Genomic DNA, 19,320 nt, shown 5'->3' on the forward strand with positions numbered 1-19,320 from the left:
CGAGTACATCGGCAATTCGAGCAGGTTCTCCACCGCGGCGCCAAGTGCTTTGGCACTCGTCGCGATCGTGGGTACCTCTCCCGAATCCATGCCTCCATTCTACTCCTTCATAGCAAGCATGAATAGCCCAATTCTATTGGCATACAACACTATTCAGACAATTCACTGAACCCAAATTGGCCGTGCGCGAAGTCCAAAACTACAGTGACCTCGTGACCACATCCGAGTATCTTGCCGGGCTTTTCTCGCTTCAAGGCCGCATCGCCGTGGTGACCGGAGGAAATTCCGGGATCGGGCGCGGTATCAGCGAGGCCCTGGCCCGAGCGGGGGCAAAAGTGGTGATCGTGGCCCGCGATCGAGAAAGGCTGATCCATACGGACGAGGAGTTGCGGAACTCGGGCTGCGAAACCACTTGGGTCGCAGCCGATCTTGGTTCCCGACCCGGTGTCGAGGCGGCAGCCGAGGAAGCCGTCGGCAAATTCGGCGAACCGGACATCCTGGTGAACTGCGCGGGAGTGAACCTGCGTCCCCCATTCGGCGAGGTCGGGGTGGACGTGTGGGACCGGACCATGGCGGTCAATCTGGAAGCACCCTTTCTGCTCGGCCAACGATTCGGACCACGCATGGCGGAGCGCGGATTCGGCCGGATCATCAATATCTCGTCGCAGCAGGCCCACCGGGCGTTCGTGAACAGCGGCGCCTACGGCGTGTCCAAGGGCGGACTGGAATCACTGACACGCTCGCAGGCCGAAGCCTGGTCGCCCCACGGCGTCACCTGCAACACCCTGGTGCCGGGATTCGTCGAGACCGCGATGAACGCGCACCTGTCCGCCGACCCGCAGCGGGTGGCGGCCCTGGCCGCGCGCACGTTCGTGGGACGCAACGGCCTGGCGGAAGACTTCGCCGGAGCGGTGGTCTTCTTGGCGGGCAATGGATCCGGCTACGTGACAGGCCAATCCATCTGCGTCGACGGCGGATTCTCGGTGCACTGAGAGCCGAGCACCCGGCGCTAGGGCTCCACGCCGAGTGCGGTGGCCAGAAACTCGGTGAGTTCCACGCGAACTCGCTGCTGGGTCAGGCCGTCCGCGCCGGCGCGCAGGGCGGACAGCAGGGCCGACACCAGCACCGAGAGCAGGACCTCACTCGCCACATCCACATCCACGCGGGAATCCAGGTAGCCCTGTTTCATGCCGTGACTCACCAGCTGGATCGCCTGTTCCACGTACCGCCCGGCGTTGTGGATGCAGCGCTCGATCACCCGATCATCGATCGAAGACGCTTCCAGGAGCAGGAAATTCACCAGGCCGGGCTCGGTGGCCACCAGGTCGTAGCAGCGGTCGACGACGCGCTCGTACCGTGTCCGGAAGTCCGCCAGGGAGTCCGGGAAGTCGTCACCCTCGGGGCCGAGCAGCAGCTCGCGGATGTGGCCGAAACAGTGATCGATAACCGCGTCGAGGATCTCGCGCTTGTTCTCGAAATAGTTGTAGAACGTGCCGTGGCTGACGCCGGCCGCCACCGCGATGTCGTCGACGCTGACGGTGCGGAAGCCGCGCGCCAGCACCAAACCGTAAGCGGCGGTGACCAGATCGGCCCGGCGCTGTTCCAGGCGAGCGGCCCGGCGGGTGCCGCGCGGGTCCTCGCTCATGACGCCGCCTGGCGGACCCGAAGCACCTTCTCCAGCATGTACAGCGCCCCGGCGGTGCTGCGCTCACGAGTGAAAGGGGTACTGCTGCCGTGCAACTCGCGCACCAGGCCGGGGCCGACCAGGGACAGGATCGTGTGCGAGAGCACCTCGGCGTCGATGTCGGCGCGAATCCAGCCGGCGGCCATGCCGCGCTCGAGCTCGGCGGTGACCAGGGCCGCCACGAAACCCTCGAAGCCGAAGAGGCGCTGTGCCAGCTCCTCGTCGATCGCGCCGGCCTCCACCAGCAGCAACCGCACCAGCTGCGGCTCGCGCTCGTAGAGCTCGTACACCCGCTCCACCGCGCCCCGCACCACGTCCACCAGCTCGCCCACGCTCTCCGCCACGCCGAACAGCGTTTCCGGCTGCACCGATTGCATCACCTTCTCGACGCTGAAATCAATGACGTGGTCCAGGATTTCGCGCTTACTGCCGAAGTAGCGATACACCGTGCCCTGGCCTATCCCGGCCCGGGCGGCGACCTCGGAGATGGCGGTGGCCTCGTAGCCCTGCGCCGTGAACACTTCGTAGGCGGCTTCGACGATCTCGCGGCGCCGCCGCAGCGGCAACTCCCGCTGTGGCGGCCTGCCCATTCGGGATGCTATTTCGCGGCTCCTTCCTTGCCTGCCTCGGCCTTGTCCCCCGCGTCCTTCGGCCCGTAATTCACGACCAGCCATTCGCCGCCGCTCTCGGCGACCGTCACCACGAGCAGATTCGGCTTGGTCACCGGTTCCGCCTGCTGAATATTGCTGGTGCGCTGGGTAGCGTAGACCAGTACTTCGAATTGGTCATTGTCCATGGCCCGCACCGACGTTCCCGCGACCTGCCCGGTGGCCACCACCTGGGCTTCGGTCATGATCTTGGTGAGAGTGTCGTGTACCTCGTCGTAGCGCGCCCGCAGGGCATCGGACGTGCCCGACTGCACGCCGGCGAAGAACGCGGGCAGATTCTTGTAGTCGTAGGTCAGCGAGCGCAGGGTGTAGTCCGAGGCCACCCGGGCGGCGGTCTCGCGGTCGGACTGGCTGGTGCGCAACGCGTCCAGATCCGCCGCGCTCCCGCGCCACAGGACCCCGAGCACCACGGCGGCGACGGCCAGCAGCACGGCGGCCCCGGCGACGAGCGCATGGGCACGGTCGGCGAAAACCCTGCCCCACACCGCCGCCCGGGCCTGGGGTGGATCTGCCGGTTCCCCGGACTCCTTCGCCGGACTCGACGCGCCGGGAACCGAAGGCACGGCGACCGCCGCCGCCGCGTCCGTCGACTTCTTCAGCGGTACAGCATCTTCCGCGGTGCTCGACGGAGTGTGCGAAGCGGGTGCGGGATTTTCGTCGCCCTCCAGCGCACAAGTCTCGTCTGCGGCAGGCCGGGCATCCCCGGCCACGGCCGCGCCGGAGGCACTACGAGCGGACTCGGCCCCGGCACCGCCGGGTGCGGCCTGCGCCGGCTCCTCCGCCGCGCCGGCCGTAACACCCTCTCCCGCATCCACCCCGGTCTCCCCCGGCTTCCTGTCGTTCGCGGTCATGACTCGGCTCCTGTCTATCGCGGAAACTCGACGCCGACGTGGGCCGCGCCATCGCCCGGGAAAACCGTGGCCAGCAGATCGACTATCGATCCGGCATCCACGCGCAGCGGTTTCAGCGCGCTGGTGGACGGTTTCAGGGCGGTGGCGATGAACCCGAGGTCGGGGCCGATCAGTTGCAGGTATTCGTCGATCCGGGTGACCAGCGGGCCGATCGGGTCGTCGAAGATGTGTTCGCCGACGTGGGAGTAGTTCTCGAACGCGGCGATGATGTGCAGCAGTTCCGGCAGCGCCCGGTCCACGTCGCCCGCGGCGGCGCTCAAACCCGGTGCGCGGCCGTCGAATCGATCGCCGAGGGTCTGGACGTTGCCGTACAGGCGCGCGATGGCATCGCGCTTGTCCCGCAGCAGGTTCGCGGTGCTCACCAGCGCCTGGGTGAGATTCGCGATCTCGGCGTCGCGGCCCTCGAAACCCGTGGCGACGGTGGTGGCCAGGTGTTCCAGGCGGGCCGGATCCAATTGCGCGGTCAGCGCGTCCATCTTGGCCAGCGCGTCACCCACGGTGCTGGCCGCGCGCACCTGACTCCGGGGCACCGTGTCGCCGTCGCGCAGGAAGGGCCCGGCGGTGCCCTCGGGGCGGAAGTCCAGGAACTGCTCGCCCGCCGCGGAGAGGTTGGCGATGCGAATCGGACTCCCCGCGGGGATCCGGTAGTCCGCGTCGTACTCGACCTCGACCGCCAAACCCTGTGTGGTCGCGCCGATGTCGCGCACCCGCCCGATCGGCAGGCCCCGGAGCGTGACCTCCGAGGTCTTCATCAGCCCGCCCGAGGTGTCCAGCAGCACCGTCACGGTGTTGGTGTCGCGGCGCGGGTCCATGTTCAGCACCCCGACGGCCATGTAGCTGCCGCAGATCAGGGTCAGCACCGTGAGCAGGGCCAGCGAGACCGGCCCGGAGAGCGAGAGTTTCACGGCACCATCCCGAGCGATCGCAGGGTTGTCACGAGTTGATCGGCCTGCGCCCCGGTGTCGACCCCCCGGATCTGTACGTCCGGGGCGTTCAGGAACGGAATCAGCTTGTCCCGCAGCAGTACCCGGAAGGTTTCCAGGTTGTCCGCGAGGGTGAGGTCGGAGTATCCGATGGTCACCGCGGCCGGCGCGAGCACCGCCACGATCGAGCGGAAGTCGCCGATGTAGGGCTGGATCAGCGTGCCCAGGTTGCTCGCCAGCGCCCCGCCGCTGATGATCAGCTTGACGACGTTGAACAGCACGTCGGACAGGCCCGCGGCCCGGGCGGGACCGTTGGTGAGAATGCTGTCCACCGACCCGCGACCGGATTCCAGTTTTCCGGTGATCCGCTGCGCCGACACGAGAATGCGATCCAGTTCGGCGGTGTGGGATGCCATGTCGCTCAGCGCCGCTCGCCCGGCCCGGTTGACGCGATCCAGTTCCGCGGGGTCCGCGGGGAACGCGGCGTTCACGTCGGTCACCAGCTGCTGGATGTCGGACCAGCGCCCGCCGGTGATGATGTTGGACAGCGCCCGCAGGATGTCCTCCACGTTCGTGGCAGGCACGGTCTGCGACACCGGGATGAGGTCGCCGTCGGACAGGAAGGTGGCCGGGGCGTTCTTCGGCGCTTCCAGGGCGATGTGGATGTCGCCGAGGATCGTGCTCTGGCGCAGTTCGGCCGTGGTGGCCGCGGGCAGCTTGGCGCCGGCCTCGATGTCGACCGTGGCGATGGCGGTGGTGCCGACCAGGTCGATGTGATCGAGCATGCCGATCTCCACGCCCTCGTTGATCACCTTCGCGCGATCGGGCAGGTTCAGCACCGAACCGAATTCGATACGCACCGAGTAGGTTTCACCGCTGATGTAGGTGCCGGGGATGGGGATGTCGGTGGCCTTGACCCCGCAGCCGCTCAGCACCAGCGCCGCGACCGTGAGACCCGGGACCAGCCGGGTGAGCGTTCGCCTCATCGCACACCCGCCTGCGGCAGATTCGCGGCCAGCGGCGGCAGCTGCGACAGCAGATCGGTGATGTCGCCCCGGCGCTGCTCGATCAGATCGTGCAGCTGCGGCACCACCTGGTCGAGCAGGTCGAAGACCTGCTGATCGTACTTGCCGATATTGCGGGCGAGCACCGGCAGGAACTGCACGGCGATGTCCACGGCCCCGGCGAATTCCTGGGAGAATTCGCCGATCAGCTGCAGACCGGCCCGCAGATTGTCCAGTACCGCAACCATATCCGGCCAGTTGGTGACGAACATGCTCGTCAGTTGATCCAGATTGTCGATGAGCCGCCGGAACACCACGTCGCGCGAGTTCGGATCGCCGACCACCGCGGACAGCCGCTGCAGCAACTGATTCCACTGCTGCCCGGTGCCGTCGATGGCGCGATCTGCCGCGACGAGGGTGTCGTCGAGCAGGGTATCGTCCGCCCTGCCGCCGGTCAGGTCCTCGGACAGCCTGCCCATGGCGTCCAGGGCCTCGCTGATGCCGATGGGCGTCTTGGTCCGCTCCAGCGGAATGCACTGCGCGGTATCGAAGCTCGGCCCGCCGGTGAACGGCTTCGTCAGCTCCACGTGCCGATCGGTCACGATGGAGCTGGACATCGTGACGGCGGCGATGTCGGCCGGCAGGGTCACGTCGCCGCGCACGTCCATGGTGACCCGCATGCGGTTGCCCAGCGATTCGATCCCGGACACGGTGCCGATCTCGACGCCGAGCATGGTCACGCTGTTGCCCTCGTACAGGCCGACGGTGTCGGCGAATTCGGCGCAGACGCTGTGCGAGGTCACCCGCGCGGTCTTGGCCCAGGTCACCCCGGCCACGCCGGTCGCCACCAGCACGGCGGTGGCGACCCCGGCGGCGAGTGCGGTTCGGAACCGATTCATCAGCACGCCTTGCCGTCGTAGGGAATGCAGACCTGTACGCCCGCGGCGGGTGTGTCCACCTGCACCTGCGTGCCGAGCAGGCCGTTCAGCCTGGCGATCACATCGCGCAGGGTGGTGATGACGACGTCGATGCGGTTCGGGTCGTCGAAGACCTTGGAGAAGAGCTGCTCGATCTCGGTGATGGGCGGCTCGAGGGTGTCCCCGAACGCCATGACCGGCCGGTTGATGATGAGCAGCAGCCGCTTGACGAGGTTGAACACCCCGACGATGTCCGCCTTGCGATTGCCGAGCCGGTCGGCGACCGTCCCGAGCTGACGCACGAAGTCGGCCAGGATCGCCTTGTCGCCGGCGATGGCGGCGACGTATTCGTCCGAGACCCGCAGCGCGGTGTCGAGTTGCCCGGTGCGCTCGGCCAGCAGGCCGGTCAGCTCGTTGGCGTTGGTGATCACCCCGCGCAGCGCGTCGGGCTGATCGTTCAGTGCCCGGTTCAGCTCCTCGACCGTGCCGCGCGTCGTCGCGGTGTCCACCTTCGAGAACAGCGGGGTGCCCTTGTCGAGGATGTCACTGAGTTCGAACGGGGTCGCGGTGCGCTCGCGGGGAATGTGCCCGTCCCCCAGGTCCCTGTCCCCCGCCAGGCCGAGGGCGAGGTAGTGACCACCGATCGGGGTCAGCATCTTGACCTCCGCGGTGGACTCGTGGCCCACGCGCACATCGGATTTCACCGTGAAGCTGATCTCGACGTGATCACCGGCGAGTTCGACCTCCCGGATCTTGCCGACGTTGATGCCCGCCACGCGCACCTCGTCCCCGGCCCGGGCGCCACCGGAGACCGCGAAGTCCGCGACGTAGGTGCGCTGCCCGATGGGCACGACGTACAGCGCCGCGGCGGTGAGCAGCAGCACCGAGCACACCGCCACACCCGCTATGCCCCAGCGTAATTGGGTCGGCTGATCGCCGCGGCCCGTCAGGACCTCGCGCACCAGCGCGCCGATGTACCGCACCGCGGCCGTCATTTGCACACCACCAGGTTCTGGGTCGAGAGAATGATGTCCGCGGTCGCGGGCAACGCGGCCGGGCCGTTGGAGCAGGTGATGCGCGGCTGATAGCCCGTTCCGGGCATCGCCGCGTTCAGCCCGGTGACCAGGGCCGGGGTCAGCGCCAGCAGCTGGGTCAGCTGCTCGGTCTGCGGGACCAGCCGGCGCAGCAGGCCGTCGATCGGGCCGTAGCCGGCGTCGTAGGCGTCCCGCGTGCCCTCCAGCAGCGGAATCAGCGGGGTGAGAGTGGCTTTCGCGGAATCGATGGCGCTGAGCACGGTCTGCGTCCGATCGGTGAACTGCCGCAGGATGCCGCTCAGCTGTGCCACGAGATCGCCCACCGCCTGCGACTTGCCGCCCAGCTCCTGCGAGACCAGGCCCAGGTTGCGGATCAGCAGCACGATGACCTGCTCGCTGTCGCGGGCGTGCGCGGTCAGCTTGTCGACGTCGGCCAGTACCGGTCCGATACCGGAGCCGTCGCCCTGGATGACCCGGAGCAGGTTGTCGCCGAATTGGTTGAGCTGCGCGGGATCCAGGGTGTCGAACATCGGCTTGAAGCCGTTGAACAGCTTGGACACGTCGAAGCTGGGGATGGTGCGCTGTACCGGAATCGTCGACCCCGCGGGCAGTGTCGCGCCGGGCGGGCCCTCGGTCAGCAGTTCGACGTACCGCTGCCCGATGAGGTTCTGATACCGCACGGCGGCCTCGGTGTTGTCGTGGACCGCGCGTTGGCGATCGATGGTGAAGCGCACCCGGGCCCGGGGCCCGTCGAGCTCGACCGCCTCCACCTTGCCCACCGCGACCCCGGACATGCGCACCGAATCACCGGCGAACAGGCCCGACACATCGGTGAAAATCGCGTCGTAGGTGACCTTCTCGCCCGGGATCGGCGTGCGCAGCGCGGTGACGATGAAGACCGAGCAGCCCGCCACGACGAGCACGAAGATCATGAGTTTGATCGAGGATTTGACGATGTCGTTCACCGCGGGGCCTCCGGAAGTGAATCGGCCAGGTACGGCATGGTTTTCGCGATCAGCTCGACCTGCAGCCGAATACGCCCGTCCCGCGGCTCGAACGCGCCGTCCATGGCGTTCAGCAGGGCCGGGACCCGGTGGTACGCCGGGACGAGCGAACCCGCGGACGCCGCGATCGGCACCGCCAGGTCCAGGACGCCGCCCAGCACCCGGTCGAGGTCGGGGTTGTTGCGCGCCAGCAGATCCGAGATCCCGATCAGCACGGCCTGATCGATGCCGTCGGTGGCGGTGTTGGTGCGGGCCCGGTTGCCCGGGTCGCCGAAGTAGGCGCTCTGTTCGAGCACCGCCAGGATCGCGTGCCCCACCGAGGGGGTCAGATCGGCGAACGCGCCGGTCATGTCCCCGCCGATCGCGAGGTAGTGGCCCAGGGGCGCGCGCTGGTTGTCCGCGAGCATGCGGGCGGTCTCGAAGAAGGACTTCAGCGCCGGGCCCAGGCTGTCCGCGTTGTCCAGCAGCAGATCGAAAAGCCTGCGGACGGTGTCGGAATCGAGCACCGTGGTGAGCCGGGCCGCACGCCGGAACACCCCCGACACGGTGGCGTTGGTGGCGTTCTCCCCGATGCTCAGCACCGAGTTCTCCGCCAGCGGGCCGCCGCCGCTGCCCGCGACGAGTTCGATCGCGCTGGAGCCGAACACATTCGAGGAGGTGAACCGCGCGGTCACGTCGTCGGTCAGCGCGCCGGCCTGATCCCGCTCGATCTCGATCTCGATGCGCTGCTGGCCGTAGCCGACCGTGGTCACCTCGCGCACCGTGCCGATGGCGTAGCCGCGGAACTTCACCTCCGCGCCGGGCGCCAGGCCCTCGCCGAGGGTCGCCGCGTCGATGGTGAGGGCGAATCTATCGGCGAAAGACCCACGCGCGTAGGAACTCACGACGATCCCCACCACGACGATGACGACCGCGAACACCAGCCCGCGCAGGCGCAGCAGCCAGGGGCCCGCGGCCCGGCCGGAATGATCCTGAAAAACACCCATGACTCACCCCGAGATCCGAATGCCGACATCCAGGCCCCAGATCACGATCGTCAGGATCATGTCCAGGATGACCACCAGCACCAGGCTGGCGCGGATTGCCCGGCCCGAGGCCCGGCCCACGCCCTCCGGCCCGCCGGTGGCGTAGAAGCCCTGGTAGCCGTGGATGAGGATGATGGCGATGACGAAGATCGTCGCCTTGATCAGCGACGCCACGACGTCTCCCGGTTGCAGGAAGGCGTTGAAGTAGTGGTAGTAGGTGCCCGAGGACTGCCCGTGCAGCACGTTTACGACCGTCGCGCACGACAGGTACGACAGGATGAGCGTGAGCAGGTGCAGCGGCACGATGGTGATGACGCCGGCGATGACGCGGGTGGTCACCACGAAGGGCATGGGCCGGATGCCGATGGCCTCGAGCGCGTCGATCTCCTCGGAGATGCGCATGGACCCGATCTCGGCCGTCATCCGGCAGCCCGCCTGGGCGGCGAACCCGATGGCGGCCACCATGGGCGCCATCTCCCGGGTGTTGGCGTAGGCCGAGACGAACCCGGTCAGCGGTCCCATGCCGACCATGTTCAGCGCGGTGAAACCCTCCACCCCGATGGAGCCGCCGACCGCGATGCCCAGGAACGCCAGCACCGCGACGGTGCCGCCGCCCACGATGATCGCCCCGGAGCCCCAGGTGATGTCGGACAGGATGAGCATGGTCTGGCGGCGGTACACCCGCAGCGTGTGCGGGATCGCGGCCAGCACCTCGTAGACGAAAGTGGCCTGGTGCCCGAGGGATTCGAGGACCGACATGGGCGCCTGCGCGCCGCGCTCGGCGACCAGGCCCACCGAACCGAGGGCGTGATAGCGGGCGGGAACCTGCGTCATCAGCCCACCTGCTGCGGTAGGAACATCGAAACCAGCTGGGTGATAACAAGATTCACCCCGAAGGCCGCGATCACGCCGATCACCACCGCGGCGTTCACGGCGTTGGCGACCCCCTTGGGACCGTGGGTGGCCTCCAGCCCCCGCTGGCAGGACACGATGAGCACGATGACCCCGAAGAGAATCGACTTCACGATCGCCACGCCCAGGTCGCTCATCTTGGCGAAGGCCGAGAAGGCCGAGAGGTAGCTGCCGGGCGTGACGCCCTGGAAGCCCACGGCGATCACGTATCCGGTGAACACGCCCATGAAGATGATCAGCATGCACAGCAGCGGCGTGAGCGCGAGCATGGCCGCCAGCCGGGGCGCGACCAGCCGCCGCACCGGGTCGATGCCCATGGTGCGCAGCGCGTCCACTTCGTCGCGAATGGTGCGCGCGCCGAGATCGGCGGCGATGGCCGAACCGGCGGCGCCGCCCAGCAGCAGCGCGGTGACCATCGGCGCGCCCTGGCGGATCACCCCGAGTCCGCCCGCCGCGCCGGAGACCGAACTCGCGCCGACCTGCTGGGTGAGGCTACCGACCTGCACCGCGACGATGACGCCGAACGGAATGGCAACCAGCACAGCGGGAATCGCGGTCACGCTGACGATGAACCAGCCCTGCTGCAGGGTGTCGCGCCACGGATGTTTGAGACCGATGGTGTCGGTGATCAGGTAGCGGAAGGCCGCCACGGCCAATTGCAGGGTGCGCCCGAATGTGCGCAGCCCGGAGAGAACGAAATCGATTGCCTGCCGCACCAGCGGTTCGGGCCCCCGAATAGCCTTGTCGACCAATGCTTACCACCCCACTGCCCCTGTTGGTCGTTGCCGACCGGCCGAACAGTAATACAGATTTCGGACTGACGTGTCAGTCTTCACGGGGTTCGTGCAAATGCTTGACTGACCGGCCGGTTCGGGGGAAAAATGCCCAATCCCATTACCGACGACCGGGCCCGCAACGCCATTCAGCAATGCACGGGCAATCGAAAATACCGCCGATCAAATAATTGATTCGGCGGTATTTCACTTATTGCGAGTTATTAGCTCGCTTGCGATTCAATTAACGCTGCGGGCGAGATCGACAAGCGACGCCAAGAGCACCGACTCGTCGGCGCACACCGCGGGATCGAGCACCGCGCGCCGGGCGATCAGATCGCGGGCGGCACGGATGTCGGCGGGACGACCGACCGCCACCGCACCGGCGAGCCTGCCCTCGCGCACGCCCAGCACGGTGAGGTCGGGCGTACCCGGCACGCCGCGCACGACCAACTCGTCCGACGGCTCGATCCGGCCCGCGAACTGGATGTTCACGCCGTACTGCGTGGACCAGCCCCAGGAGACCTCGGCCGTCTCGGGCGCGGTGCCGAGCATCGCGGCGGCCGCCGCCGCGCCCTGGGCCTGCGCGCTGTTCCAGTGTTCGTCACGACGGTGCACGCCGGTGTCGAGATCGAGCCGGGCGGCGGCGTCGCCCGCGGCGAAGACCCCCGGCGCGCTGGTGCGGTAGCGCTCGTCGACCAGGATGCCGTCCGCGACCGCGATGCCGGCCGCGGCGGCGAGCGCGATGTTCGGAACGGCACCGATAGCAACCAGTGCCGCGCGCGCGTTCCAGGCGCGGCCGTCCTCGGCGGTGGCGGTCACCGTGTCGGGCGCGGTCCGCTCGATATCGGTCAGCAACACCCCGCCGTGGATATCGACGCCGTTGCCGGCGTGCAGATTCCGCACGAACTCACCGATCACCGGCGGCGCGATCCGGTCCAGCGGAGCGGCCCCGGCGTCGAGCATCGTCACCCGCGCGCCCAGTGTCGTCGCGGTGGCGGCGACCTCGCAGCCGATCAGGCCCGCACCGACGATCAGCAGCGAACCCGCGTCGATCGCGGCGCGCACGGCCCCGATGTCGGCCCGCCCGCGCAGGGTGTGCACCCCGTCCCCGGAGCCGGGCAGTGCGCGCGGGCGCGCACCGGTGGCCAGCAGCAGGCTGTCGTAGCCGAGCTCGGCGCCGTCGTCGAGCAGTACCCGCGCCCGCTCGGGCTCGATGCTCACCACGGTGGCGCCGGTGCGCACCTCGATGTCGCGCGACTGCCAGAACTCGCTGGGCTCCAACAGGGTTCGCCGCTCGACCGCGGTGCCCGCGAGCATCTCCTTGGACACCATGGGCCGCCGGTAGGGCAGGTCGGCCTCCGCGCCGATCAGCACGATCGCGCCCTTGTACCCGGCGGTGCGCAGGGTGCGGGCCGCGGTGGCGCCCGCGACGCCGGTGCCCACGATGACAATGCGGCCGTTCGTCACGAGCGGCTGACCTCCACCATCTCGAAATCGGCCTTGGCCGCACCGCAATCCGGGCAGGACCAGTCCTCGGGGATGTCGGCCCAGCGGGTGCCGGGCTCGATGCCGTCCTCCGGCCAGCCCAGGGCCTCGTCGTATTCGAAGCCGCACACCAGGCAGCGGAAGAGTTTGTAGTCAGTGCTCATGGCCGGGTCCTGTACTCGCGGAGGTGGATTCGAAGTCGAGCTTCTCGCGGACACCGCAGTCGGGGCAGCACCAGTCGTCCGGGATCGCCGACCACGGGGTGCCGGCGGGGAAGCCTTCCCGGGGCGCGCCGGCGGCCTCGTCGTAGACGTAGTCGCAGACCGGGCAGGTGTAGGCGGCCATCAGCGCACCCCGTACTTCGCCAGCACGCGCTCGCGCTTGGCGGGCTGGATGTTCACGCGCGTGATGTCGCCCGCGTAGTGGTTCAGCACGCGGTGGTCCATCACCTTGCGCCACAGCGGCGGGAAGTAGGCCAGGCCGATCATGCTGGCGTAACCGCTGGGCAGATTGGGCGCGCCGTCCATGCTGCGCAGGATCTGGTAGCGCCGAGTGGGATTGGCGTGGTGATCGCTGTGCCGCTGCAGGTGGTACAGGAAGATGTTGGTCACGATGTGATCGGAGTTCCAGCTGTGCGAGGGGGTGCAGCGCTCGTAGCGGCCGCTCGCGGTGCGCTGGCGCAGCAGTCCGTAGTGCTCGAGGTAGTTCACCGTCTCGAGCAGCGCGAAACCGTAGACACCCTGAATCACCAGGAACGGCAGCACCATCGGGCCGAAGGCCACGGCCAGCGCGCCCCACAGCACGACCGACATCAGCCAGGCGTTGAGCACGTCGTTGTGAATCGTCCACGGGTTCTTGCCCAGTCGCCGCAGCCGGGTGGCCTCGAGCCCCCAGGACGAGCGCAAGCTGCCCCACACGCTGCGCGGCAGGAAGGTCCAGAACGATTCGCCGAAGCGGGAACTGGCCGGATCCTCCGGGGTCGCGACGCGGACGTGATGACCGCGGTTGTGCTCGATGTAGAAGTGCCCGTAGAACGTCTGGGCCAGCGTGACCTTCGAGAGCCAGCGCTCGAGCTCCTCCTTCTTGTGGCCGAGTTCGTGCGCGGTGTTGATGCCGACGCCGCCGACCACGCCGATGCTCAGCGCCAGGCCGAACTTGGAGATCAGGCTCAGCCCGCCGTCCACGCCCAGCCAGGACAGATCCGTGGCGGTCCACAGGTAGCAGGCGTAGATCAGGCTCAGCAGCTGGAACGGGATGTAGGCGTACACGCAGTAGCGGTAGTACCTGTCGTTCTCGAGCCACTCCATGACCTCGTCCGGCGGGTTCTGCCCGTCCGGACCGAAGAAGCGGTCCAGGATCGGCAGCAGCACGTAGACCAGCAGCGGGCCGATCCACCACCACACCGGGGACACGGCCTGCCAGCCGAGCTGATTGAACACCCACACGAACCCGGTCGTGAGGAATACGGCGGTCGGTGCGACCAGGCCGAAGAGCCAGAGGTAGCGCTTGCGGTCATGCCACTGCGGCGGCACGACTTCGCGAGCCTCCCCGGTACGAGACGTCGTCATTGTCGATCTCCTAGACATTTACACTTCTTCACGAAGTGTATCCAGTAGATACACTCGTCTTGAAAATGTCAATGAACGAGACGGATCGAGGGCCCATGTACGATCAGCGCGTGGCCGCAGCCCCGAACTTTCAGAGCGACATGCGCAAGCTCCTGCGCGAACGGATCATCGACACCGGCCGGCGCATCGTGGTCGCCGAGGGCTGGGGCGCGGTGAACATGTCCCGCCTGGCCAAGGAGGTCGGGGTCAGCCGCCCGGTCCTGTACAAGGAGTTCGCCAACAAACACGAGCTGGCCGAGGTGGTCATCAGCCAGGAGGTGGACACCTTCCTGGCCGGCATCGCGCGGTGCCTGGCCGAGCAGCCCGGCGACGTGGTGCTCGGCATTCGCGCGGCGGTCGAGTTCACGCTGCGCACGGGCGCGGACAACACCCTGCTCAAGGCAGCGCTCGCGGGCCGGACGGGCCCGGACACCGCGCTGCTGCCGGTGCTGATGACCGAGACCGAACCCGTGCTCGGCCGGGCGATCACGGCCGTCACGCTCATGATCCGCGCGCAGTACACCCTCACCGAGGTCACCGACGACGATCTGGCGGCGATCACCGAAACCCTTGTGCGCCTTGCCCTGAGCCACCTGTTCCAGCCCACCGGGCCGATCGACCGGGCCGTGGGGCAGATTCACTCCGTGGTCGCGGGGGCATTCGCGACGGTGCTGGAGTAGTCGCGCCGCGCGCGGTGCTAGGTGCCTGGAACCGGCTCGAAGTCGATCTGTTCGCGCACGCCGCAGTCCGGGCAGCACCAGTCCTCGGGCACCTGCGACCAGGGCGTGCCCGCCGGGAAGCCCTCGCGGGGCGCGCCGCGCGCCTCGTCGTAGACGTAGTCGCACACCGGGCAGCGGAAGGCGGCCATCACCGCACCCCGTACTTCGCCAGGACCCGCTCGCGCTTGCCGGGCTGAATGTTCGCACGGGTGATGTCGCCGTCGTAGTGGGTGAGCACCCGGTGATCCATCACCCGGCGCCACAGCGGCGGGAAGTAGGCCAGCCCGATCATGCTCGGATAGCCGGCGGGCAGGTTCGGCGCACCGTCCACCGTGCGCAGGGTCTGGTAGCGGCGGGTGGGGTTGGCGTGATGGTCACTGTGCCTCTGCAGGTGGTAGAGCACGATATTGGTCGCGATATGGTTCGAGTTCCAGCTGTGCGCGGCCGTGCAGCGCTCGTAGCGCCCGCGCGCGGTGCGCTGACGCAGCAGGCCGTAGTGCTCGATGTAGTTGACGGTCTCTAGCAGCGCGAAGCCGTACACGCCCTGAATCAGCAGGAACGGCAGCGTCTTCGGGCCGAAGACGCCGATCAGCGCGCCCCACAGCACCGCCGACATCAGCCAGGCATTGAGCACGTCGTTGCGGATCGTCCACGGCCCCTTGTCCATTCGCCGGAAACGCGCCTTCTCGAGCGCCCAGGACGAACGCAGGCTCCCCCACACGCTGCGCGGCAGGAACATCCACAGCGATTCGCCGAAACGCGCGCTGGCGGGGTCCTCGGGCGTCGCCACGCGCACGTGATGGCCGCGATTGTGCTCGATGTAGAAGTGCCCGTAGAACGTCTGGGCCAGCGTGATCTTCGACAGCCAGCGCTCGAGCTCGGTCTTCTTGTGCCCGAGCTCGTGCGCGGTGTTGATGCCGACCCCGCCCATGACCCCGACGGTCAGCGCGAGCCCGAGCTTGGACACCGGGCCGAGCCCGGCGTCGAGCCCGAGCCAGGACAGCTCGGACGCGGTCCACAGGTAGCAGCCGTAGACCAGGCTCAGCAGCTGGCACGGGATGTAGGCGTACACGCAGTAGCGGTAGTACCGATCCTGCTCGAGCCACGCCATCGCGTCCTCGGGCGGGTTCTCCAGATCGGGCAGGAACAGCCGGTCCATCGCCGGCAACAACGTGTAGACCAGCAGCGGCCCGATCCACCACCACACCGGCGCCGCGGCCTGCCAGCCCAGCAGCCCGAACACCCACACCAGGCCGGTGGCCAGGAACACGGCGGTCGGCGGCACCAGCCCGAACAACCAGAAGTAGCGGTTGCGATCGCGCCACCGCGGCGGCGCCGTCTCCCGCGACTCCTCGGTACGAGACGTCGTCATTGTCGATCTTTCCTCGAATACAACTGCTGGCGCAGTGTATTCAGCGACGCCCGTTTCCGCCGGACAATCGTCCAGTTACCTCGCCGGTGCGCCGGGCGTCAGTTCGCCGGGAGCTCGGCGCCGGACTCGGCGAGCTTGGCGGCCACCTCGTCGGGGAAGACGTTGCGGAACAGGAACAGGTCGCGCCCGAGCTTCCAGCCGGGGGCCAGGGCCACGGCGTAGCGCTCGAAGTAGCCGAGCTGCTTGCCCATGAGAATGAGCTGTTCGGGGCCCGCGGCGCCGCGGCGCTTGCCGAACTCGAGCAGACGGGCGGCCACGACGCCGAGGTCGAGCTTGTCCAGGCTGCCGTTCAGGACCGGGCCCAGGGCCACCGCGAGCTGGCGGCCGATCGTCGCGTCGTCGCCGCTGTCGTCCGCGACCATGTCGAGCTTGCGCAGGGCGCGGGCCACCGGGCGGAAGTCGTTGTCGATGGCGCTGGCGTAGAACAGGGCGCGCACGAACTCGCGCCACTCGGTCTCCATGCGGCCGACGATGCCGAAGTCGAGCATGGCCACCCGGCCGTCGTCGAGCAGCCAGAGATTGCCCGCGTGCACGTCACCGTGGAACAGCCCGTGCACCGCGACGCTCTCCATCCACGCCTTCACCAGGCGGCGGATGAGCAGCTCGGAGTCCGGGTGCGCCGCGCGAATGTCGTCGAACCGGTCCAGGGGCATGCCGCGCATGCGTTCCATGCACAGCACGCGGGGCGCGGTGTACTCCCAATACACCTCGGGGACAACGACATTGGTGTTGTCACCGAAGACGGTCAGGTTGTGCCGGGCCCGGGTCTGGTTGTCGGCCTCGATGAGGAAGTTCAGCTCGGCCACGGTGGCCTCGTACAAATCGCGCACCACCGCCTGGGTGTTGGCGACCCGGGCGTTCTCCGAACGCTTCTCCAGCGTCTTCGCCAGCTTCATCGCCGCGCGCAGATCCACAATCATGCGGCGTGCGATCTCCGGGCGCTGCACCTTGACCACGGCCGGACGGCCGTCGGCCAGCACACAGGCGTGCACCTGGGCGATCGAAGCCGCCGAGAGCGGCTCGTCGTCGAAGGATCGGAAGAGCTCGGAAATGGGCTTGCCCAGCTCGGATTCGATGATCGCGCGGGCATCCGCGGAGGGGAACGGCGCCATGTCGTCCAGGCAGCGCAGGCAGGCGTCGGCCAGCTCGCGCGGGAAGGCGCCGGGCGAGGAGGCGATGAGCTGACCCAGTTTGACGAACATCGGGCCGAGCGATTCGAAGCCGTTCACCACACCGTCGGCGACCGCGCGCTTACGCTTGGTCCGGCGCAACCCGCCGCGCAGCACGCTGCGGGTGACCGCGCCCCCGAGCACCGCGCCCACGATCGCGGTACGCCGCATCTCGGAGAACCCGAACGTGTTGAGATCGGGCCGAACCACCTCGGGCGTACCGGCCCGCACAGTCATGGGTGAGCTCACGGGCCGCAGTGTATCGCTGATTGTTTCGCGAACCCCGCTGTGGTGCCCGGCACACGTTACCGAGGCGTTCGGTGATCGTTCGGTGGTTAGGGAGGGGGGAGGCGGGGTACCGTGCATGGTCGGGCCGCGATCCGGCTCGACTGATGAAGGCGGAAAGGCAAGACCGAAGTAATGACGGGTACAGCGGAAAAGCTGGCGGAACTGCGCAAACTGCTCGAGATCGCCGAGGAACCTTCCGGTGAGAAGGGCATTGCCAAGCGGCTCGCCAAGGGCATCCCCAGCGCCCGAGAACGGGTGCACATGCTGCTGGACCCGGGAACCTTCGTCGAGATGGGCGCGCTCATGCGCCAGCCCGGCAAGCCCGACGCCTACTACGGCGACGGCGTGGTCACCGGCCGCGGCTACATCGACGGCCGCCCGGTCGTGGTGATCTCCCACGACCCCTCGGTGTACGGCGGTTCGGTCAGCGAGGTCTTCGGCCGCCGCGTGCGGGCCGCGATGGACTTCGCCTACAACAACGCCTGCCCCGTGATCTGCATCAACGACTCCGGCGGCGCGCGCATCCAGGACGGCGTCGCCTCCCTGGCCTGGTACGCGAACATGTGCCGTCCGCTGGACGACCTGTCCGGCTTCGTGCCGACCATCGCGGTCATGTTCGGCAAGTGCGCGGCGGGCTCGGTGTACGGCCCGATCAACATGGATGTCCTGGTCGCGACCGAGGACTCGTACATGTTCGTCACCGGTCCCGAGGTCATCAAGGCCGTCACCGGTTCCTCGGTGACCGCCGAGGAGCTCGGCGGCGCCCGCGCGCTCGAGAAGAACGGCACCGTCCACCACGTCGCCAAGGACGAGGCCGGCGCCTTCGCGTGGGTCCGCGAATACCTGAGCTACCTGCCGACCAGCTGTGTCGAGCCGGCGCCCGTGGTGAACCCCGGCCTCGAGCCCGAGCTCACCGCCACCGACCGCGAGCTGGACACCTTCATGCCCGACGCCGACAAGGTCGGCTACGACATGCACGAGATCCTGCTGCGCATCTTCGACGACGGCCACTTCCACGAGATCGGCGCGAAGACCTCGGAGAACCTGATCACCGGGTTCGCCCGCGTCGACGGGCGTCCGGTCGGCGTGCTGGCCAACCAGCCGCTGGTGCTCGGCGGCGCGCTCGACGCCGCGTGCTCGGACAAGGCCGCGCACTTCATCCGGCTCTGCGACGCCTACAACCTGCCGTTGATCTACGTCGTCGACACCCCGGGCGTGCTGCCGGGCGTGGACGAGGAGCGCAACCACGTCATCAAGCGCGGCGGCCGCATGTTCCGCGCGCTGATCGAGGCCACCGTGCCGATCGTGACCATCGTGACCCGCAAGGCGTACGGCGGCGGTTTCGCGGTCATGGGCTGCAAGCAGCTCGGCGCCGACGTGGCCCTGGCCTGGCCGACCGCGCGCCTGGCGGTCATGGGCGCGGAGTCCATGATCCCGATCGTCGGCAAGCGCACCCTCGAGGCGACCCCCGAGGATCAGCGGGAGGCGGTGCGGCAGAACATGATCGACTTCTACAACGCCACCGTCGCCACCCCGTGGACCGCGGCCGAGCGCGGCTACATCGACGCGGTCATCGAACCGTCCACCACCCGGCTCGAGATCCGCAAGGCGCTCAAGCTGCTGCGCGACAAGGGCGCCGTGCGCAAGCACAACCCGCGCAAGCACAACCTGTTCCCCATGTGAGAGGCGCCCGGCAGGGCGTGTGACCTCGCGATCAGGTCCCCGGTCGATCCGACCGGGGACCTGATCGCGTCATGGGGCC

Annotated in this window: 21 protein-coding genes; 3 read left to right on the top strand and 18 right to left on the bottom strand. The window is 68.2% G+C overall.

Annotation, left to right across the window (positions count from 1 at the left end):
- The first annotated feature begins 212 nt into the window (after nucleotides 1-212).
- Nucleotides 213-992 carry an SDR family NAD(P)-dependent oxidoreductase gene (locus ACWDOP_RS29040; protein ID WP_456347574.1) on the top strand — a complete coding sequence of 260 codons (780 nt, stop codon included), beginning with the start codon at nucleotides 213-215 and terminating at the stop codon, nucleotides 990-992.
- 17 nt (nucleotides 993-1,009) lie between these two features.
- Here ACWDOP_RS29040 and ACWDOP_RS29045 read toward each other — a convergent pair whose 3' ends face one another.
- The 15 genes from ACWDOP_RS29045 to ACWDOP_RS29115 form a co-directional block, all read right to left on the bottom strand.
- Nucleotides 1,010-1,645: a TetR/AcrR family transcriptional regulator gene (locus tag ACWDOP_RS29045; protein WP_456347575.1), complete on the bottom strand. Its 636-nt coding sequence runs from the start codon at nucleotides 1,643-1,645 to the stop codon at nucleotides 1,010-1,012.
- Complete coding sequence (locus tag ACWDOP_RS29050; protein WP_454200414.1) at nucleotides 1,642-2,274, bottom strand: TetR/AcrR family transcriptional regulator; 633 nt, start codon at nucleotides 2,272-2,274, stop codon at nucleotides 1,642-1,644. Before ACWDOP_RS29050 ends, ACWDOP_RS29045 begins: the two co-directional genes overlap by 4 nt.
- A gap of 8 nt (nucleotides 2,275-2,282) precedes the next feature.
- Nucleotides 2,283-3,203 (bottom strand): hypothetical protein, encoded by a 921-nt coding sequence (locus ACWDOP_RS29055; protein WP_456347576.1) that lies wholly within the window; start codon nucleotides 3,201-3,203, stop codon nucleotides 2,283-2,285.
- 14 nt (nucleotides 3,204-3,217) lie between these two features.
- Nucleotides 3,218-4,168: an MlaD family protein gene (locus tag ACWDOP_RS29060; RefSeq protein ID WP_456347577.1), complete on the bottom strand. Its 951-nt coding sequence runs from the start codon at nucleotides 4,166-4,168 to the stop codon at nucleotides 3,218-3,220.
- Nucleotides 4,165-5,172 carry an MlaD family protein gene (locus ACWDOP_RS29065; RefSeq protein ID WP_456347578.1) on the bottom strand — a complete coding sequence of 336 codons (1,008 nt, stop codon included), beginning with the start codon at nucleotides 5,170-5,172 and terminating at the stop codon, nucleotides 4,165-4,167. Before ACWDOP_RS29065 ends, ACWDOP_RS29060 begins: the two co-directional genes overlap by 4 nt.
- Nucleotides 5,169-6,089, bottom strand: a complete 921-nt coding sequence (locus ACWDOP_RS29070; RefSeq protein ID WP_456347579.1) for an MCE family protein — start codon at nucleotides 6,087-6,089, stop codon at nucleotides 5,169-5,171. Before ACWDOP_RS29070 ends, ACWDOP_RS29065 begins: the two co-directional genes overlap by 4 nt.
- Nucleotides 6,089-7,102 carry an MlaD family protein gene (locus tag ACWDOP_RS29075; RefSeq protein WP_456347580.1) on the bottom strand — a complete coding sequence of 338 codons (1,014 nt, stop codon included), beginning with the start codon at nucleotides 7,100-7,102 and terminating at the stop codon, nucleotides 6,089-6,091. The genes ACWDOP_RS29070 and ACWDOP_RS29075 overlap by 1 nt, the downstream gene beginning before the upstream one ends.
- Nucleotides 7,099-8,106: an MCE family protein gene (locus ACWDOP_RS29080; protein WP_456347581.1), complete on the bottom strand. Its 1,008-nt coding sequence runs from the start codon at nucleotides 8,104-8,106 to the stop codon at nucleotides 7,099-7,101. Before ACWDOP_RS29080 ends, ACWDOP_RS29075 begins: the two co-directional genes overlap by 4 nt.
- Entirely contained in the window at nucleotides 8,103-9,131 is a 1,029-nt protein-coding gene (locus ACWDOP_RS29085; RefSeq protein ID WP_456347582.1) for an MlaD family protein, read from the bottom strand. The genes ACWDOP_RS29080 and ACWDOP_RS29085 overlap by 4 nt, the downstream gene beginning before the upstream one ends.
- 3 nt (nucleotides 9,132-9,134) lie before the next feature.
- Nucleotides 9,135-10,004 (bottom strand): MlaE family ABC transporter permease, encoded by an 870-nt coding sequence (locus ACWDOP_RS29090; RefSeq protein WP_456347583.1) that lies wholly within the window; start codon nucleotides 10,002-10,004, stop codon nucleotides 9,135-9,137.
- Nucleotides 10,004-10,834 carry an MlaE family ABC transporter permease gene (locus tag ACWDOP_RS29095; RefSeq protein ID WP_456347584.1) on the bottom strand — a complete coding sequence of 277 codons (831 nt, stop codon included), beginning with the start codon at nucleotides 10,832-10,834 and terminating at the stop codon, nucleotides 10,004-10,006. Before ACWDOP_RS29095 ends, ACWDOP_RS29090 begins: the two co-directional genes overlap by 1 nt.
- Before the next feature lie 261 nt (nucleotides 10,835-11,095).
- Nucleotides 11,096-12,325 (bottom strand): NAD(P)/FAD-dependent oxidoreductase, encoded by a 1,230-nt coding sequence (locus ACWDOP_RS29100; protein ID WP_456347585.1) that lies wholly within the window; start codon nucleotides 12,323-12,325, stop codon nucleotides 11,096-11,098.
- Complete coding sequence (locus tag ACWDOP_RS29105; RefSeq protein WP_454200403.1) at nucleotides 12,322-12,507, bottom strand: rubredoxin; 186 nt, start codon at nucleotides 12,505-12,507, stop codon at nucleotides 12,322-12,324. Before ACWDOP_RS29105 ends, ACWDOP_RS29100 begins: the two co-directional genes overlap by 4 nt.
- Nucleotides 12,497-12,688, bottom strand: a complete 192-nt coding sequence (locus ACWDOP_RS29110; RefSeq protein ID WP_454200402.1) for a rubredoxin — start codon at nucleotides 12,686-12,688, stop codon at nucleotides 12,497-12,499. Before ACWDOP_RS29110 ends, ACWDOP_RS29105 begins: the two co-directional genes overlap by 11 nt.
- Nucleotides 12,688-13,911 carry an alkane 1-monooxygenase gene (locus ACWDOP_RS29115; protein ID WP_456347586.1) on the bottom strand — a complete coding sequence of 408 codons (1,224 nt, stop codon included), beginning with the start codon at nucleotides 13,909-13,911 and terminating at the stop codon, nucleotides 12,688-12,690. The genes ACWDOP_RS29110 and ACWDOP_RS29115 overlap by 1 nt, the downstream gene beginning before the upstream one ends.
- Before the next feature lie 110 nt (nucleotides 13,912-14,021).
- Between ACWDOP_RS29115 and ACWDOP_RS29120 the strand changes: the two genes are divergently transcribed.
- Nucleotides 14,022-14,630 carry a TetR family transcriptional regulator gene (locus tag ACWDOP_RS29120; RefSeq protein WP_456347587.1) on the top strand — a complete coding sequence of 203 codons (609 nt, stop codon included), beginning with the start codon at nucleotides 14,022-14,024 and terminating at the stop codon, nucleotides 14,628-14,630.
- A gap of 17 nt (nucleotides 14,631-14,647) precedes the next feature.
- Here ACWDOP_RS29120 and ACWDOP_RS29125 read toward each other — a convergent pair whose 3' ends face one another.
- The 3 genes from ACWDOP_RS29125 to ACWDOP_RS29135 form a co-directional block, all read right to left on the bottom strand.
- On the bottom strand, nucleotides 14,648-14,818 hold the full coding sequence (locus tag ACWDOP_RS29125; RefSeq protein WP_454200399.1) for a rubredoxin: 171 nt from the start codon (nucleotides 14,816-14,818) through the stop codon (nucleotides 14,648-14,650).
- The gene (locus ACWDOP_RS29130) at nucleotides 14,818-16,041 is read right to left on the bottom strand and encodes an alkane 1-monooxygenase (protein WP_456347588.1); all 1,224 of its coding nucleotides are present in this window, start codon (nucleotides 16,039-16,041) and stop codon (nucleotides 14,818-14,820) included. The genes ACWDOP_RS29125 and ACWDOP_RS29130 overlap by 1 nt, the downstream gene beginning before the upstream one ends.
- 98 nt (nucleotides 16,042-16,139) lie before the next feature.
- Nucleotides 16,140-17,507, bottom strand: a complete 1,368-nt coding sequence (locus ACWDOP_RS29135) for an ABC1 kinase family protein (protein ID WP_454200595.1) — start codon at nucleotides 17,505-17,507, stop codon at nucleotides 16,140-16,142.
- A gap of 183 nt (nucleotides 17,508-17,690) precedes the next feature.
- Between ACWDOP_RS29135 and ACWDOP_RS29140 the strand changes: the two genes are divergently transcribed.
- Complete coding sequence (locus tag ACWDOP_RS29140; RefSeq protein WP_456347589.1) at nucleotides 17,691-19,241, top strand: acyl-CoA carboxylase subunit beta; 1,551 nt, start codon at nucleotides 17,691-17,693, stop codon at nucleotides 19,239-19,241.
- Nucleotides 19,242-19,320 lie beyond the last annotated feature (79 nt).

Source organism: Nocardia sp. NPDC003693, from assembly GCF_053981095.1.

Coding starts and splice junctions, on each gene's coding strand:
- ACWDOP_RS29115 (WP_456347586.1), bottom strand. CDS start 13,911: ATGACGACGTCTCGTACCGGGGAGGCTCGCGAAGTCGTGCCGCCGCAG.
- ACWDOP_RS29050 (WP_454200414.1), bottom strand. CDS start 2,274: ATGGGCAGGCCGCCACAGCGGGAGTTGCCGCTGCGGCGGCGCCGCGAG.
- ACWDOP_RS29130 (WP_456347588.1), bottom strand. CDS start 16,041: ATGACGACGTCTCGTACCGAGGAGTCGCGGGAGACGGCGCCGCCGCGG.
- ACWDOP_RS29045 (WP_456347575.1), bottom strand. CDS start 1,645: ATGAGCGAGGACCCGCGCGGCACCCGCCGGGCCGCTCGCCTGGAACAG.
- ACWDOP_RS29085 (WP_456347582.1), bottom strand. CDS start 9,131: ATGGGTGTTTTTCAGGATCATTCCGGCCGGGCCGCGGGCCCCTGGCTG.
- ACWDOP_RS29055 (WP_456347576.1), bottom strand. CDS start 3,203: ATGACCGCGAACGACAGGAAGCCGGGGGAGACCGGGGTGGATGCGGGA.
- ACWDOP_RS29075 (WP_456347580.1), bottom strand. CDS start 7,102: ATGACGGCCGCGGTGCGGTACATCGGCGCGCTGGTGCGCGAGGTCCTG.
- ACWDOP_RS29105 (WP_454200403.1), bottom strand. CDS start 12,507: ATGAGCACTGACTACAAACTCTTCCGCTGCCTGGTGTGCGGCTTCGAA.
- ACWDOP_RS29065 (WP_456347578.1), bottom strand. CDS start 5,172: ATGAGGCGAACGCTCACCCGGCTGGTCCCGGGTCTCACGGTCGCGGCG.
- ACWDOP_RS29125 (WP_454200399.1), bottom strand. CDS start 14,818: ATGGCCGCCTTCCGCTGCCCGGTGTGCGACTACGTCTACGACGAGGCG.
- ACWDOP_RS29110 (WP_454200402.1), bottom strand. CDS start 12,688: ATGGCCGCCTACACCTGCCCGGTCTGCGACTACGTCTACGACGAGGCC.
- ACWDOP_RS29090 (WP_456347583.1), bottom strand. CDS start 10,004: ATGACGCAGGTTCCCGCCCGCTATCACGCCCTCGGTTCGGTGGGCCTG.
- ACWDOP_RS29070 (WP_456347579.1), bottom strand. CDS start 6,089: ATGAATCGGTTCCGAACCGCACTCGCCGCCGGGGTCGCCACCGCCGTG.
- ACWDOP_RS29140 (WP_456347589.1), top strand. CDS start 17,691: ATGACGGGTACAGCGGAAAAGCTGGCGGAACTGCGCAAACTGCTCGAG.
- ACWDOP_RS29135 (WP_454200595.1), bottom strand. CDS start 17,507: ATGACTGTGCGGGCCGGTACGCCCGAGGTGGTTCGGCCCGATCTCAAC.